The sequence below is a fragment of the Klugiella xanthotipulae genome (assembly GCF_006716695.1).
Lineage (GTDB): Bacteria > Actinomycetota > Actinomycetes > Actinomycetales > Microbacteriaceae > Klugiella > Klugiella xanthotipulae.
Map to the genome: position 1 here is coordinate 185795 of NZ_VFPN01000003.1, position 14528 is coordinate 200322.

Annotated in this window: 12 protein-coding genes, 4 tRNA genes, 1 pseudogene and 1 riboswitch; of the genes and pseudogenes, 6 read left to right on the forward strand and 11 right to left on the reverse strand. The window is 57.3% G+C overall.

Going from position 1 to position 14528, the window contains the following annotated elements; genetic code table 11:
* Positions 1-53: 53 nt before the first annotated feature.
* From FB466_RS10280 to FB466_RS10295, 4 genes are all read right to left on the reverse strand, one after another.
* Entirely contained in the window at positions 54-2192 is a 2139-nt protein-coding gene (locus FB466_RS10280; RefSeq protein ID WP_141918318.1) for a 3-hydroxyacyl-CoA dehydrogenase NAD-binding domain-containing protein, read from the reverse strand.
* Positions 2189-3394 (reverse strand): thiolase family protein, encoded by a 1206-nt coding sequence (locus FB466_RS10285; RefSeq protein ID WP_141918320.1) that lies wholly within the window; start codon positions 3392-3394, stop codon positions 2189-2191. The genes FB466_RS10280 and FB466_RS10285 overlap by 4 nt, the downstream gene beginning before the upstream one ends.
* Positions 3395-3461: 67 nt before the next feature.
* Positions 3462-4670 carry an HRDC domain-containing protein gene (locus tag FB466_RS10290; RefSeq protein ID WP_141918321.1) on the reverse strand — a complete coding sequence of 403 codons (1209 nt, stop codon included), beginning with the start codon at positions 4668-4670 and terminating at the stop codon, positions 3462-3464.
* Positions 4663-5256, reverse strand: coding sequence for a DUF3000 domain-containing protein (locus FB466_RS10295; protein ID WP_246054627.1), 594 nt, complete (start codon positions 5254-5256; stop codon positions 4663-4665). The genes FB466_RS10290 and FB466_RS10295 overlap by 8 nt, the downstream gene beginning before the upstream one ends.
* A gap of 348 nt (positions 5257-5604) precedes the next feature.
* Here FB466_RS10295 and FB466_RS10300 point away from each other — a divergent pair, with 348 nt between their 5' ends.
* Positions 5605-6513 (forward strand): alpha/beta hydrolase family protein, encoded by a 909-nt coding sequence (locus tag FB466_RS10300; RefSeq protein ID WP_170206106.1) that lies wholly within the window; start codon positions 5605-5607, stop codon positions 6511-6513.
* Here FB466_RS10300 and FB466_RS10305 read toward each other — a convergent pair.
* The 3 genes from FB466_RS10305 to FB466_RS10315 all read right to left on the reverse strand — a co-directional run bounded on the left by FB466_RS10305 (position 6452) and on the right by FB466_RS10315 (position 8566).
* Complete coding sequence (locus tag FB466_RS10305) at positions 6452-7171, reverse strand: dihydrofolate reductase family protein (protein ID WP_141918326.1); 720 nt, start codon at positions 7169-7171, stop codon at positions 6452-6454. The two genes, FB466_RS10300 and FB466_RS10305, sit on opposite strands and share 62 nt — an antisense overlap.
* The gene (locus tag FB466_RS10310) at positions 7171-7608 is read right to left on the reverse strand and encodes a SufE family protein (RefSeq protein ID WP_141918328.1); all 438 of its coding nucleotides are present in this window, start codon (positions 7606-7608) and stop codon (positions 7171-7173) included. Before FB466_RS10310 ends, FB466_RS10305 begins: the two co-directional genes overlap by 1 nt.
* Before the next feature lie 61 nt (positions 7609-7669).
* The gene (locus FB466_RS10315; protein WP_141918330.1) at positions 7670-8566 is read right to left on the reverse strand and encodes a sulfurtransferase; all 897 of its coding nucleotides are present in this window, start codon (positions 8564-8566) and stop codon (positions 7670-7672) included.
* Between the two features lie 146 nt (positions 8567-8712).
* Between FB466_RS10315 and zapE the strand changes: the two genes are divergently transcribed.
* Both zapE and FB466_RS10325 read left to right on the forward strand, forming a co-directional pair.
* Positions 8713-9753, forward strand: a complete 1041-nt coding sequence (gene zapE, locus FB466_RS10320) for a cell division protein ZapE (RefSeq protein ID WP_141918331.1) — start codon at positions 8713-8715, stop codon at positions 9751-9753.
* A 242-nt stretch (positions 9754-9995) separates the two neighbouring features.
* Positions 9996-11207, forward strand: a complete 1212-nt coding sequence (locus FB466_RS10325; protein WP_141918333.1) for an ammonium transporter — start codon at positions 9996-9998, stop codon at positions 11205-11207.
* A gap of 112 nt (positions 11208-11319) precedes the next feature.
* Here the strand turns inward: FB466_RS10325 and FB466_RS10330 are convergent.
* Both FB466_RS10330 and FB466_RS10335 read right to left on the reverse strand, forming a co-directional pair.
* Positions 11320-11392: transfer RNA gene (locus FB466_RS10330), tRNA-Val, on the reverse strand.
* A gap of 61 nt (positions 11393-11453) precedes the next feature.
* The gene (locus tag FB466_RS10335) at positions 11454-12461 is read right to left on the reverse strand and encodes a hypothetical protein (protein WP_141918335.1); all 1008 of its coding nucleotides are present in this window, start codon (positions 12459-12461) and stop codon (positions 11454-11456) included.
* 118 nt (positions 12462-12579) lie between these two features.
* Between FB466_RS10335 and FB466_RS10340 the strand changes: the two genes are divergently transcribed.
* From FB466_RS10340 to FB466_RS10350, 3 genes are all read left to right on the forward strand, one after another.
* Positions 12580-12651, forward strand: a tRNA-Gly gene (locus FB466_RS10340).
* 49 nt (positions 12652-12700) lie between these two features.
* Positions 12701-12774: transfer RNA gene (locus FB466_RS10345), tRNA-Cys, on the forward strand.
* An 8-nt stretch (positions 12775-12782) separates the two neighbouring features.
* Positions 12783-12857: transfer RNA gene (locus FB466_RS10350), tRNA-Val, on the forward strand.
* Positions 12858-12967: 110 nt separating this feature from the next.
* On the opposite strand, the gene FB466_RS10355 is transcribed toward FB466_RS10350, so the two are convergent.
* Both FB466_RS10355 and FB466_RS10360 read right to left on the reverse strand, forming a co-directional pair.
* Positions 12968-13156: a hypothetical protein gene (locus tag FB466_RS10355; RefSeq protein WP_141918337.1), complete on the reverse strand. Its 189-nt coding sequence runs from the start codon at positions 13154-13156 to the stop codon at positions 12968-12970.
* Between the two features lie 9 nt (positions 13157-13165).
* Positions 13166-14388, reverse strand: a pseudogene (locus FB466_RS10360) (IS3 family transposase).
* Positions 14389-14457: 69 nt separating this feature from the next.
* A riboswitch (guanidine-III (ykkC-III) riboswitch) is annotated at positions 14458-14524 on the forward strand.
* Positions 14525-14528 lie beyond the last annotated feature (4 nt).

Consider the following 14528-nt stretch of genomic DNA (forward strand, 5'->3'; position numbering starts at 1 on the left):
CGAGTGATTACCCGGGGCCTCGGCCTCGGGTAATCACTCGTATGATGCTTGATCTAGCGGATGCCCTGAATCGGTGGGCTATGGAACATGGCACCATACACGCGTTCGCTCGCACCGGTGCGATCCAGATAGGGGGTTACGCCCCCCATCTGGAAGGGCCAGCCGGCACCCAGAATCATGCAGAGATCGATATCCTCCGGGCCATGAACAACATCATCCTCAAGCATCCGGTGGATTTCATCTGCCAACCCGTCCTGAACGCGGCGCAGGATCTCCTCGCCTATCAGGGGATGGTGTGGGCCTCCAGCGATAATCTTCTGGGCGCCCCTATCAATGCCTTTGACCTTGCCTGCGCCATCGCGATCGAGTAGGCGACCATGCTCTGCTAGCTTATGTAGGTTATCGCTGCGGTAGAACCGGTCAGGGAAAGCCGCGTGATGCGTATCGAGTACGTGTGCCCCCACCGTGAGACCTACGAGTTCAAGAAGCTCAAAGGGAGTCATGGGTAGACCCAAAGGATCGAGTGCATGGTTGACCACCTCAAAGGAGGTTCCGTTGTCGAGCGCATGCATAGCCTCGCCCAGTAACTTGGCCAGGATCCGATTGACAACGAAGCCGGGCGTGTCTCGAGTAATGACTGCGGTTTTGCCTAACTTCTTGGCAGTGCTCATGGCTGTTGAGAGCGACTCATCATTGGTGCGTGGGGTGCGTACGACCTCGATCAGAGGCATGACCGCGACCGGGTTGAAGAAGTGGAACCCCACCAGGCGCTCTGGATGTTTCAGCGTTGCCCCAATCTGTTCAACTGAGAGCGAACTGGTATTGGTCGCCAAGATAGCTTCGGGTGAGATGTATTGTTCGATCTCAGCGAAGACGTCCTGCTTGATGCTGAGCTCTTCGAAGACAGCTTCAATCACCCAATCACAATCCGCAAAGTCGGATTTCTCTGTTGTTCCGGATATGAGGGCTTTCAGTCGGTTCGTTTCATCAGACGAGATCCTTCCCCTCTCGGACAGCTTGTCAATTTCCGAGGTGATGTACGCCAAACCTTTGTCAACACGTGCCTGGTCAAGGTCGGTAATCACGACTGGCACTCTCAGCCGACGAACGAAAAGAAGCGCGAATTGACTGGCCATTAAACCAGCGCCGATCACTCCTACCTTCATAATGGGCCGGGCGATTCTGGGGTCAGGTGATCCAGCCGGTCGTTTGGCGCGTTTTTGGACCAGATTGAAGGAGTAAATGCTCGCGTGGAATTGGTCACCAGAAATCAGTGTTGCAAGGGCGGTATCTTCGCGCTCAAAGCCGCGTATTCTGTCGTTGTCCTTGGCCGCTTTGAGGAGGTCGAGTGCGAGGTAGGGTGATGCAGCAACCTTCCCGATCCGAGACTCAAGCTGCCTTCGGGCGATCTTGACAGCGGTATCCCATTTGGCGATCCGTTCAACTTTGCCCGGTTCGTGGGGGCGTTTTACGGTGATATCACCCGTGAGAACACCGTCGGCCCACCGGATTGAATCTTCCAGGAAGTTGACAGAATCGAAAATAGCATCAGCAATACCGAGATCGAAGACTTCTTGGCCCTTGAGCATCCGGTTGTTTTTGAGAGGGTTTGAGAGGACAACCTGGAGGGCACCCTCAACGCCGATCAGGTTAGGCAGGAGGGTGGCACCGCCCCATCCGGGGATGAGGCCGAGGAAGACTTCGGGAAGCGCCAGACCTGCGATGGAGCGATCCACCGTTCGGTACGTAGTGTTGAGCCCGATCTCGGTTCCGCCACCCAGGGCGAGCCCATTGATGAAGGTAAACGAGGGAACACCCAGGGTATTGAGTTTACCGAGTGTGAAGTGCCCGAGTTGGCCCAGCCGGAGGGCTGTTTCTTTGTCGGCCAGGTCAGTGACTTTGCTGAGGTCGGCTCCGGCTGCCAGGATAAACGGTTTGCCGGTAATGGCAACGGCTACGATTTCGCCACGACTGGCTCTCTCGGTGAGCTGATCAAGCGTTTGCCCTAGCTCCGTGAGAGTTACCGGTCCCAGAGTATTGGGTCGGGTGTGGTCGCGACCATTATCGAGGGTAATGAGAGCCAGCGTCTTATCGTCGGATAGCGGGATATCACGCACAAAGCTGTGCGTGACGACCTCGTCGGTGCTGATCTTCAGGAGACCAGAAAAGTCAATCTGTGTGTAGTCAGTCATCGTGATTGTTTCTTCCCCGTGTAGTGAGGGTTTTCCCAGATCATCGTTCCGCCTTGGCCCAAGCCAATGCACATGGCTGTCACGCCATAACGAACGTCGGGTCGCTCACTGAATTGACGTGCGAGCTGTGTCATCAGGCGTACACCTGATGAGGCCAGGGGGTGGCCGAGCGCAATTGCCCCACCGTACAGGTTCACCCGGGGATCTTCATCAGCGATACCGAAGTGATCGAGGAATGATAAAACCTGCACAGCGAAAGCCTCGTTGAGTTCAAAGAGGCCGATATCGGTTATGCTCAACCCGGCCTTACGGAGCGCCTTTTCTGTTGAAGGGATCGGCCCGATACCCATGATTTCCGGTTCGACGCCTGCATATGCAAAGCTGACCAGCCTCATTTTGGCTTGGAGGCCCAATTCTTTCACAGCATCCCCACTCGCCAGGATGCAGGCAGTTGCCCCATCGTTGAGACCGGACGCATTACCGGCTGTAACCCGGCCGTGCGGGCGGAACGGTGTCTTCAGTGCGGCCAGGCCCTCCATCGTCGTCTCGGGGCGCGGGGTCTCATCGTGTGTGGCCAAATCCCAGCCCGATTCGCTGCGAATGGCCACCGGGACCAAATCGGGCTGAATCTGTCCTGCTGCATAAGCCGCCGCAACTTTTTTTTGGCTGCCTAGCGCGAAGTGGTCCGAGCGTTCTTTGGTGAGCTGAGGGAACCGATCGTGGATGCGTTCGGCCGTTGCTCCCATCATCAGAGCGTCTTCGCTCACCATCTTTTCGGTGAGGAAACGGGGGTTGGGATCGGCGTTGAAACCCATCGGGTGACGCCCCATATGTTCGACCCCGCCAGCAATGGCGATGTCGTATTGACCAAAACCGATACACGCGCTCATCATCGAGACGGCGGTCATGGCACCTGCGCACATCCGGTCTATCGCAAATCCTGGTACTGACTGGGGCAAACCAGCCAATAATGCGGCCGTGCGGCCGAGAGTAAGACCCTGGTCGCCCTGCTGTGTGGTTGCCGCGATGGCAACATCATCAATTCGATCACGAGGGACCTGGGAGTTTCGCTCTAACACCCCGATCATGGCTTTGACGACAAGATCATCTGCCCTGGTATTCCAGAACATTCCTTTTTCGCCGGCTCGACCGAATGGTGTACGAACACCATCTACAAAAACAACATCGTTTACTGCGGTCACTATGCCTCCAACTGTGACTAGCCCAAGACTCCATCGTATGAACGTTGGCGGACACGTGGAAGTCGTTTCACTCTTCCAACGAAGTCTCCTCGTTATGTGAACTCGGATTTTGGATGATGTCTATAAAGACATCCGTGATTATCTGTCCAGTTTCTTTAATTTGCCAGGGACGAGCGCCAAGTTCATGCAGAGTCAAAGATATGTTTTCCGCGGTGATCTCGGTCGGTGGGTGCCAACAAATGCGTCGAAGGATCTCCGGCGTCATCAGGTTTTCCAGGGGGATAGCGATGTCCTCTGCTCGGACGGTCAAGGCATTACGAGCGAGAGTGAGACGCTCATAGGCCTCCGGAAAACGGTTTTTCCACGTGCGATGAGGAGGCATTGTGTTGCTGTTGTGTGGTTTGAGTATGGGTAAATCTTCCGTTTCTCGTCCACGGATGATGGCCTCCCACCAACGGTCTAACTCGCGTCGGCTGGCCCGTCCGTGAAATGTTTTCAGTGCGGCTAGCTGGCCTTTTGACCGGGGCATCTCCTGCGATGCAGCAACGAGTGCTGCATCGGGAATGAGTCGGCCGGGGGAGACGTCAGTGCTTCGAGCGAGTTCGTCGCGGGCGAGCCATAACTCGCGGGCGACGGCAAGATTGCGTAGGCCGCTGATGTGGTGGATGCCGGACATCCGTCGCCACGGCTCCTCGGGCGCAAGTTTGGGCTTGCGCTCTAGCACGTCTAAAAATTCCTCATGAGCGTATTCGGTTTTACCGCTCTCGGCCAACTGCTGGGCAAGGATCTCCCGGAGATCAGGGAGAAGGGTCACATCGGATGCAGCGTAGTTGAGCCAGGGATCGGGGAGAGGCCGAGTGGACCAATCCACCGCGGAGTGCTCCTTAGCCAGGTGTACGCCGAGTAGCTCCTCGACCACGGCACCCAACCCGACGCGTGGAAGACCAAGGAGGCGCGCCGCAAGCTCTGTGTCAAAGATGGTCTCCGGGTTGAGACCCACCTCGCGGAGACAAGGTAGATCTTGACTCGCAGCGTGGAAAACCCACTCAACGTCGCTCAGTGAGTCCTGCAGCTCGGCGAACGATTCGATCCCGATAGGGTCAAAGAGGTAGGTTCCGGCGGCTTCCCGATAGAACTGGATGAGGTAGGCGCTCTGGGCGTATTTGTAGCCCGAGGCGCGCTCTGCATCCACCCCTATGACACCCGTTCCGTTAGCGAGCGATTGGACGGCGTCGTGAAAGTCGTCCTGACTGGAGATAAGTTGCCAATCAGTCACGCGTGATCCTCCGTAGTTTAAGCGATGTAACACCCTCAGTTTGTGGGGGGAGGCCTGCGAGCATGCAGAGCAACTCGCCCCAGCCCTCCACATGGGGGCCGAGGTCGCAGGTGAGCGGACTCCATGACGCTCTCAATTCGATTTGGGCACCATCTCCCTGTGCGGCTAGTTCGCCAAATCCCGTTGAGAGAATTTTTGTCGATGTGCCAGAGGCGGCCGTGTACTGGGCGTTACGTGTGTCAAGCCCGTCAACGAGCCATGACCAGGTGACTTCCGCAAGGAAAGGATCCATCCCAATTTCGGTTTCGAGGGGCGCTTGGGCAAAGCACACGGCCCGGAAGGGGCCGCCCCACTCTTCTGGTTCGGCCGGATCGTAGAGCAGAATGAACCGGCCGGTGCCATGCTCAGAGTCCACACCGTGTTGATGGGGGTTGATATCTGCGGCCAAGGAGTAGGAATAGGGCGCAAGCCGTGCTGGAGACGCGATAGCACGGACCAGAAGGTCGTCCCGGTAATGAGCTTTGTTGATCGACTTAAGCGCACGGGCGAACTCAGGGGGCACCGGGGCTTCACTCTGAGTGTTCACAGATGAAGAGTAGGATTGTTTTGCGTCGGTTTCCGTCAGCCACGCCGACATCTAGGGGGAGAGGGCATAAAGATGCGTCATCCACGCCATCTCGTGGTTATTGGTTTGACTTCACTCGCTACTGCCGCCCTGGCGCTTTTCGCCCTGTGCGCGTCAGTTTCTCTCCGCTTTGCTCGCACGGTGGTGACCCCTCCGCGGGGTAGGGATCTCACCCTGACCGTGACTGGATACGATCCGAGGGGAGGGGCCGTCACCTTGCCGAGAACGGCCGATACGGAGCTCCCCGGGTGCTACTCCCTCATCTTTGACAACGGCCGCGGGCATGCCCGGATTGGCGATATCCTATCCATGACTTCAGAGACCGTCACTCGACGGATTCTGCGGCTTGATGCGGGCGTTCCGGAGCCCGGTATGAAATCACGAATCGCAGGCTGGTTTTATCAGCATCCCTCAGACCTAGGGTATGAGGCCGAGGGGATTCTTATCTCCACAGATTTGGGACCGGCACCTGCTTGGCTTATTCACGGTTCAACCGTCGGCCGATGGGCAATTCACGTGCACGGGCGAGGAGTTCAGCGTGCCGAGGCGATCAGGGCTATCCCGCCCTTTGCCGCGGAGGGGTTTACTAACCTGCTGGTTTCCTATCGAAATGATGGGGAGGCACCCGAGGGTGTTCGCGGACAATTTGGTCTAGGAGCTACTGAGTGGCGCGATATCAGCGCCGCACTTGATTATGCGGTTGATCATGGGGCAACCGAAGTGGTGCTCGTGGGGTGGTCCATGGGGGGTGCAGTCGTATTACAGACTCTGCTCCGTGCTCGCCATCGTGCCGTGATTGTCGCCGTTATGCTTGACTCACCCGTGATCGACTGGTACGAGACCCTTCGAGTATTGGGGTCGCAGTCTCGGGTGCCCTCGATGCTGCAGCGGTGGACATTCTCTCTGTTCAGAACCGGTTGGTTTCGACTGCATGATCGCATCGCTATTGACCTTGACGAGCTCAATATTGTGGCTCATGCTGGTCGATTGACAGTGCCGATCCTGCTCTTGCACAGCGTGGATGACGGTTTTGTTACGTCTGTACCCTCCCGAAAACTTGCGCTGGCCCGCCCCGACATCGTCACGTTTGTACCGTTCAGAGTAGCCCGGCACACAAAACTCTGGAACTATGATTGTGCGAGGTGGGGCGCTGAGGTTACCGAATGGCTGCGTGCTCTACCCGCCAGCGGGCATACTGGTACGACTCCTCATCGATAAGCAGGCTCGATAACCGTGCGCACAGTGAGATAGGTGAACCGGTGCGACCGGGTAACGCGTGGTGGAGGGATGTGTATATCGGTGCCGTCGTGAGACATAGTTCATCGAGCATTGCCGCACCGACAAGCGTGTTAAGTAGGGTCAGGCCCCCCTCGCACACGATCGAGCGATATCCGAGTTGCCGACAGGTGGCGATGATCTCACGACCAGGTTGGGTTCCGTTCCGGTCATTCCAGACGGCTAACGGGGTGTCAGTTGGCACAGCACGACGTACCGTTTTCTCGTGAGAGAGGGGTGCCAGCAACCAGACGCGTCCCGAGCCGGTGAGCGTGTCCATGGTGGTTTTGCCCAGGTTACCGGTGCTTGTCACGATCAGAAGCTCGCCGGATGAGGGAAGATGGTAACCTTCGGCACGCACCGTTTGGGCACCCACTAGAACTGCATCCGCGTGATCCCTGATGATGCCTAGGATGGTGCGGTCAAGCGGCGTACTGAGGGTATTCGAGGTGCCATCGCTGCCGATGGTTGAACCGTTGATTGTTTGGACGAGGTTGCTGCGTATCCAATCCGCAGCGGGTGGACGGTAGAGCGCGCGCAGATCGTGATCTGTCAGCAGGTTCTGCCCGCTAGTGGGTGGGTAGATCTGTGTGAGATCCATTACCCGAGGTGGGCTCGAACGGCACGTTTAATCCGGCCCAGGATGCCTAACATGCCCCGAATTCGGAGTGGTGACACCGCCTCCGTCAGACCAATCATGTACGGGAAATCATCGGGAACGTCGAGCACCTGCTGAGCGGTGAGTCCGTCGAGGCCCTGTGCGAGGATGGACGCGAAACCGCGGGTGGTGGGGGCCTCAGCTGGAGCCGTCGCGTGCAGATGGAAGATACCGTCACTATCCACCTCAGGAAAAATGAAAACGGGAGCTTGGCATTCCTCAACCCGCTCTAAGAGATCAGGATGCTCCGCATAGCGTGGAGGAAGAGCTGGTAATTCCTGTGAAAACTCGAGGAGAAGTTGCAACCTATCACGCTGCTCCAGCGCAAGGAAATCATCGCGGATAGCGGTGAGCGAGGGCGGAAGAATGATCTCAGACATTGCCACACATTATCGCATGCTGCAGCCCCACCGTGTGGGGTTGCAGCATGCGAGGTGCCAGTTAGACAGGGACAACGCCCGGCTCGGCACCTTTCACGATCGGGACACGCACGGCGCTGCCCCATTCGGTCCAGGAACCGTCATAGTTCTGCACGCCGTCCAGACCCAGAAGGTAGGTGAGAACAAACCACGTGTGACTCGACCGTTCACCGATTCGACAGTAGACAATCACCTCATCCTCCTCCGTGAGCCCCAGCTCATCGCGATAGATTGCCGTGAGTTCTTCGATGGAGCGGAACGTACCATCCTCAGCTGCCGCACGTGCCCACGGGATGCTGACGGCCGTAGGAATATGTCCGGCGCGTAGGGTGCCCTCTTCGGGATAGGCGGGGGCTGTTGTGCGGTCTCCCACATATTCCTCGGGGCTGCGCACATCAACCAATGGGTTGCCAAGGTGGGCAAGTACATCCTCGCGGTAGGCGCGGTGCTCGGTATCGTCGCGGTAGATGACCGGATACTCGGCGGGTGCCGGTGTGGAGGGGTTCGAAGTTAGTGCTCTCCCCTCAGCGATCCACTTATCGCGGCCGCCGTTGAGCAGACGGACGTCCTCGTGTCCAAAAAGCGTGAACACCCAGAGGGCGTAGGCTGCCCACCAGTTGCTCTTGTCACCATAAATCACGACGGCCGTGTCACGGCTAATGCCTTTTTTTATCATCAGGTCAGAGAAGGCCTCACCGTTGATATAGTCGCGTTCAACCGGGTGGTTCAAATCGGTATGCCAATCAATTTTGACGGCTCCGGGAATATGTCCGACTTCGTAGAGGAGAACGTCCTCGTCGGACTCCACAACAACAAGCCCGTCGTGGCCAAGGTTTTTTTCCAACCAGGCCGTTGTCACCAGTCGTTCGGGGTGGGCATAGCCAAACAGTTCGGGGGCGGCGTCAAGGTCAACTGTCATGTTTCCTCCAGGAGTGTTCTGTGCGCGCGAACCGCACTAGGCTACATCTGCAGCCACTCCATGAATCTACGCAATCCTGCTGTGGATTGCATCTTGGCTGTAAAACTGAGTCACGAAATTTTTCCCGATTGTGAAAACCAAGGTTAATGGACACCAACCCTCTGCTTACCCTGCCCCGCCTCGTTGATCGACTGCCCGGTATCTCTGGTCCAGAAATCGTTCGGAACCTGGTTCCACCACCACAATTCGCCCATGCAACTTTCGAGAGCTACCAGCCAGACTCGGCATATCCCTCGCAGGCGGCGACCGTTAAGCGGCTGCGTGAGTTCAGCAAGAGTCAACACAAAGCGAGAGTTGTGGGTCTTTTTGCAAAGAAAATAAAGACACCCGAGAGCATCCCCACTGGTGTGTACCTGGACGGTGGTTTTGGCGTGGGGAAAACTCACCTTTTAGCGGCCCTGTGGCATGAGGTTCCCGGGCGCAAATATTTTGGCACATTCATTGAGTACACGGCGCTTGTTGGCGCTCTCGGTTATGCTGCTGCATCCGAGGCCCTCACCGGGGCAAGCTTGATCTGCATCGATGAGTTTGAGCTTGATGATCCGGGCGACACCATGATTATGACGCGCCTGCTCGGTGCCCTGGCGGCGAGCGGAACACGGATTGCGGCTACCTCGAATACCCCGCCAAACGCGCTCGGAGAGGGGCGTTTTGCCGCCGCTGATTTCCTCCGGGAGATTCAAGCGCTAGCCTCCAACTTCGAGACAATCCGTATCGATGGAACCGACTACCGTCAGCGTGGTCTTGACGGTCATGCCGTGGCGACCGGGGAAGAAACTTATCAGGCCATTCTGGGCGAGGAGACGGAGAAGGGGCTGAACGTCACCGATGACAGCTTCCCCGAGCTGATGGCGCACCTCGCTAAAATTCACCCTTCCAGCTTTGTCCGTCTCCTAGACGGGGTTGCGGTGATCGGGCTTCGTAGCGTTACCGCAACCGATGATCAGACACAGGCACTCCGGCTGGTCGCTTTTATTGATCGCGTCTACGATGCCCAGATTCCCATCGTAGCCACGGGCGTTCCGCTTGATCAGGTCTTCGCTGGCGGAATGTTGAACGGGGGGTACCGCAAGAAATATCTGCGCGCGATGTCCCGTATGATCGCGCTCACCTCGGAGTTGGCCTAGCGGGCCAAGCGCTCTCGTTCGACGGCCTGCCGGCCCTTCTAGTCGGCAGGCCGTCTTCGTTCGTACCCGCAAGCCGAAACACAGTTGTTACGTGGGGAAGCTCGGTGTTACGCCGCCGAAACACATGCCGCTGCCTGTCGAAACATTTAGTGGTGATGCTGTAACAAATGGCCCGCTGGACCTTACGCCCGTGGGAATCCTGCTCCTAAAGCCGTTTTTTACTCACCACAGAAGAGGTTCTCATGAACACAACAGTTTGGACGCTCACCAGCGCAGCACTTGTTTTACTGATGACTCCAGGTCTGGCATTTTTCTACGGCGGTCTTGTCAAGGCTAAGTCGGTCGTCAGCATGATGATGCTGAGTTTTGGTGCACTAGGATTGGTCGCGGTTCTGTGGATTTTGTACGGTTCGAGTATGTCGTCAATCGACAGCGGAAATATATGGGCCTTCTCCGGTAGCCCCTTTGCAAACTTTGGTCAAGCCGGGGTCGCAGGTGAAGACCTTATCGGAGTCGCTTATGGTTCAACCTTTGCCATCATCACGACCGCTCTAATTTCCGGAGCTATCGCCGATAGGGCAAAGTTTGGTTCCTGGATGATCTTTGCGGGTATCTGGGCCACCTTGGTCTATTTCCCTGTTGCAGCCTGGGTGTGGGGCGGCGGTTGGATCGCTAACCTGGGGGAGACTCTCGGCGGGCTCCCTGCAGTGATTGATTATGCGGGTGGTACGGCCGTTCATATTAACGCGGGGGCTGCAGCCCTTGCCCTTGCTCTCGTGCTGGGCAAGCGTGTTGGTTTCCACAAGGGCATCACTCAGCCTCACAACGTGCCGCTCGTCCTGATGGGGGCGGCTCTGCTCTGGTTCGGCTGGTTTGGATTCAACGCTGGGGCAGCGAGTGAAGCCGGAGAGGCCGGGTTAATTTTCCTGAACACAATCGCTGCACCGGCGGCGGCTATTTTAGGCTGGATCGTGGTGGAGAAACTTAAAGACGGGAAGGCCACCTCCGTTGGAGCCGTTTCGGGCGCTGTGGCTGGGCTCGTTGCAATTACACCGGCCTGTGCGAACCTCACGCCGGGCTGGGCTCTCCTTCTTGGGGCCATCGCCGGAGCGGTTTGCGCCGTAGCTATTGATATCAAGTTCAAGTTGGGCTTTGATGACTCTCTGGATGTGGTGGGTCTTCACCTTGTCGCCGGTATTCTCGGCACGTTGTACCTCGGTTTCTTTGCCACCGGCACTGGTCTGTTTGTCGGCGGTGATGCCGGCCAGCTAGCGGTCCAGGTTATTAGTGTCCTCGCAATTGTTGTCTACTCGTTTGTTGTGGCACTGGTCATTGGCACTGCGATTGAGAAGACGATCGGGTTCCGTGTGACAGCTCAGGACGAAGTGGCCGGTATCGACAGTATTGTGCACGGGGAGGAAGGCTACGCTCTTGAGGCCCAGTCGGTCCGCTAGGACGTTGTAACTTTAGAATCCCGGTCGAGCCTTGCTTTGCCGGGATTCAAAGAGCAACCTTCACCGCGCACTGGGTCAGTCGGGATATACCACCCTTGACTAGAGTTTCTAGTGGGCGATACCGGACTCGAACCGATGACCTCTTCCGTGTGAAGGAAGCGCGCTACCAACTGCGCCAATCGCCCGTGGGCCTCAACGACCACTCGAATGATCCTACCGGTTTTTTCGGCCTCCGCGAAACTGGGGTTAAAGCGACGGGGCCGGGGCCAGGTTGCTGTTGATGACGCGGTTAAGCTCTTTCGACTTTGCATCCAACTCAAGAAGGCGTTTGCGGAGGTCTTTGTAACGGGTGACATCGGTTTTAAGCGTGTTGCGTGCGGCTTCCAATGCATCGGCCCGGGTCACGAGTGCTGATCGTTCCGTGTTGTACTGCGTTTGAGAGGAGATCTCCCCATCGCTAAGCCGTTGGTTGAACGAGGCGATATCAGCGTTGAGTACCCCAAGATCTTCCTGATAGGTGGTGCTGCGGGTCTCTATGGACTCACCCAACTCACTCATCTCTGACTCGATTTTCTCGGCCTCATCCTGGAGTGAGGTAAAAACCGCGTGGTAGTTATCGAAGAAGGTGACAACGGCTGCTCGATCGCGGAAGGTCTCCGCGTAGTGCTTTTCTAGTTCCCCCGAAAGAGCACCTACTTCAGTGCCCAGTACCGAGTGCAACTCGTTGACGAAACGATCCTCCGGTAGAGACTGATAAACCGACATACGCTCGGTCAGTTCGGGGTTCGACTTCGAGAGTTTCTGATACTCAGCGTTGAGCGTTTTGTTGAGATCGGCCTTCTCTCCGTCAGTGAGTCGAGCGTACACCGCATGCAAGAGTTCGTGAGCCGCTGTGACGTCAACGATGCCATCTAATCTCTCATCGTCCACCATAAACAGGTGGATGCGTGAGCCGGTAAAACAGCCCAGCACATGACCTTCTTCGCTGTGATCAACCTGTGCGCACTGGTCGTTAAAGAGCGAACTAGACTCAAGCGTGGGGTTCGAGGCCAGAAAAACAAAGTCGCCTCGGTCTGTGAGCTGCATGCGCTCCTGCACCTGGGTGACCGAGGGGGAAGGCGTGAAGCCCCAGATGGATATTTGGTCGCTGATGAGTTGGCGGTTCGTAAACCCCAGAATGGCTATCACCGCAATAGCAGCACATGCGAGTGCTGTTCCAAATCGGATTTTGATACTTCGAGCGCGTTCAGTCATGGTGTATCAATTATGCCGGATCCCTGTAAAAATGCGGGTTTGAAAATTTTTCTCCGGCCGATTTTGTGTTCAGTCAATTCTTCCTATAGAGTTTCACAAGTACCCGAGAGGGTGCAGTGCGGATGTGGCGCAGTGGTAGCGCATCACCTTGCCAAGGTGAGGGTCGCGAGTTCGAATCTCGTCATCCGCTCGAGTAGGCCCAGTAAACCAATTGGGCCACTGGTGGTGGTTCCATCGACGGTGGCGTGGCCGAGAGGCGAGGCAGCGGCCTGCAAAGCCGTCTACACGGGTTCGAATCCCGTCGCCACCTCCATATAACCCGGGCGATTGGCGCAGCGGTAGCGCGCTTCCCTGACACGGAAGAGGTCACTGGTTCGATCCCAGTATCGCCCACCAACGAAACGCCTGATCAGAGACGAAAATCTCAGGTCAGGCGTTTTTCTATTTAACCCGGCGTTGGGCAAGTCTGGCTTATAGGACGAAAAGAGTGGATGGCCCCGGGTGCGTCATCCGCTGCCTGCCCATCCGGCGCGTACCCAGAGGCCTTCGCTGGCGTCGAGGCCGGTGTCGTAGAGCGGTGGCTGGTCTGTTTGTTCGGCTGGCTCGGTGGTGTTGTCTGGGGCGGGTTCTGGTGTGTGTTGGATGAGTTCGTATGCGCGGCCAGAGGTGATGCGCTCTGGGTGTGGTTCCGGCATCGGGTTCCGTCACACCCGCGTGATCACGGGTTGACGATTCTCAGCGTAGTACGCCGCCTCGACCTCGACCGGGGTACGGTACTCGAGAGCTTCATGGAGGCGTTGGTTATTCCACCACCACACGTACTCAAGCGTCGCGAGTTCGACTTCCGGGGCCGTCCGCCAAGGCCCGCGCTTGCGAATCAGTTCGGCCTTATAGAGCCCGTTCACGGTCTCCGCGAGGGCATTGTCATAACTGTCACCAATGGTCCCCGTTGAGGGCATCGCCCCGAGCTCACGCACTCGTTCGGTGTAGACCAGCGACATGTCGTTCGACCCGTGGTCTGAGTGATGCGTGACCCCGCTCAGATCCCCGCCGGTATTCCACGCAGCCATATCGAGGGCCTGTAACGGCAGCGCTTCTGTTTTCAATGTTGCGGCGACGCTCCAGCCGACGATCTTGCGGGCGAACACGTCGGTGATGAACGCCACATACGCGAATCCAGACCACGTCGCGACATACGTGATGTCCGCGACCCACAAACATCGCGGAGCTACCGCGGTGAATGCGCGATTCACCAGATCCCTGGGAAGGTCCCGGGCGCTGTCGCTTCTCGTGGTGAAGGTTTTCGCGCGGCGAGTAACACCCTGAACTTCGGCCAAGCGCATGAGCCTAGCGGTCTGGTCGCGGCCGATCTCCCACCCTTCACGCTTCACGAGGGCATGCATCTTCCGCACCCCATAGACCCCATAGTTGGCCTCATGGAGCCGACGCATCTCAGGCACGAGTAGTTCGTCACGCAGCTGCCGGGCAGACGGTTATCGACGTTTCGCTGCCCGATACCCGCGGGAGGTCAGAAACCCACGAACTGCTGCACGGAGGGTGCGGCAGAGGAACTCGACCCCGAAACGATCACGATACACATCAATGAACGTGATCATTTCGTTCGTGGCTGGCCTGGCTCCTTCGCGAAAAATATGCTCGCTGCTTTGAGCACTTCGTTCGCTTTCTTCAGTTCTGCGTTCTCTCGCCGCAGCCGCCGGTTTTCTGCGGCAACATCAGTCGTGATACCAGGTCTCATACCGGTATCGGTCTGGGTGTGGCGATACCAAATACGGAACGTATCGGGCGAGACACCCAACAGGCCTCCGACGTGTTTACTTGCCGAGTGCAGGCTCGTCTGCTCGGGGAGTGCTTCGGTGAGCATGCGCAGGGCGCGCTCACGAAATTCTCGATCATATTTTCTTGCCATGCTGTTCCCATCCTTGTACAAAAACCGGAACAACACCCAGAGCGCATCACACTTCATGGTATAGTGCGTTACGTTCGCGGGTCATCGCGGGCCCGGACGAGGGATCAGTACCCGGAACGCGACAAGACTGGCCAGGAGAG

Excerpts from the sequence above, each read along its gene's own strand:
- FB466_RS10305 (WP_141918326.1), bottom strand. The coding sequence starts at position 7,171 with ATGGATCTCACACAGATCTACCCACCCACTAGCGGGCAGAACCTGCTG.
- FB466_RS10325 (WP_141918333.1), top strand. The coding sequence starts at position 9,996 with ATGAACACAACAGTTTGGACGCTCACCAGCGCAGCACTTGTTTTACTG.
- FB466_RS10315 (WP_141918330.1), bottom strand. The coding sequence starts at position 8,566 with ATGACAGTTGACCTTGACGCCGCCCCCGAACTGTTTGGCTATGCCCAC.
- FB466_RS10310 (WP_141918328.1), bottom strand. The coding sequence starts at position 7,608 with ATGTCTGAGATCATTCTTCCGCCCTCGCTCACCGCTATCCGCGATGAT.
- zapE (WP_141918331.1), top strand. The coding sequence starts at position 8,713 with ATGGACACCAACCCTCTGCTTACCCTGCCCCGCCTCGTTGATCGACTG.
- FB466_RS10335 (WP_141918335.1), bottom strand. The coding sequence starts at position 12,461 with ATGACTGAACGCGCTCGAAGTATCAAAATCCGATTTGGAACAGCACTC.
- FB466_RS10280 (WP_141918318.1), bottom strand. The coding sequence starts at position 2,192 with ATGACTGACTACACACAGATTGACTTTTCTGGTCTCCTGAAGATCAGC.
- FB466_RS10300 (WP_170206106.1), top strand. The coding sequence starts at position 5,605 with ATGACTTCAGAGACCGTCACTCGACGGATTCTGCGGCTTGATGCGGGC.
- FB466_RS10355 (WP_141918337.1), bottom strand. The coding sequence starts at position 13,156 with ATGCCGGAACCACACCCAGAGCGCATCACCTCTGGCCGCGCATACGAA.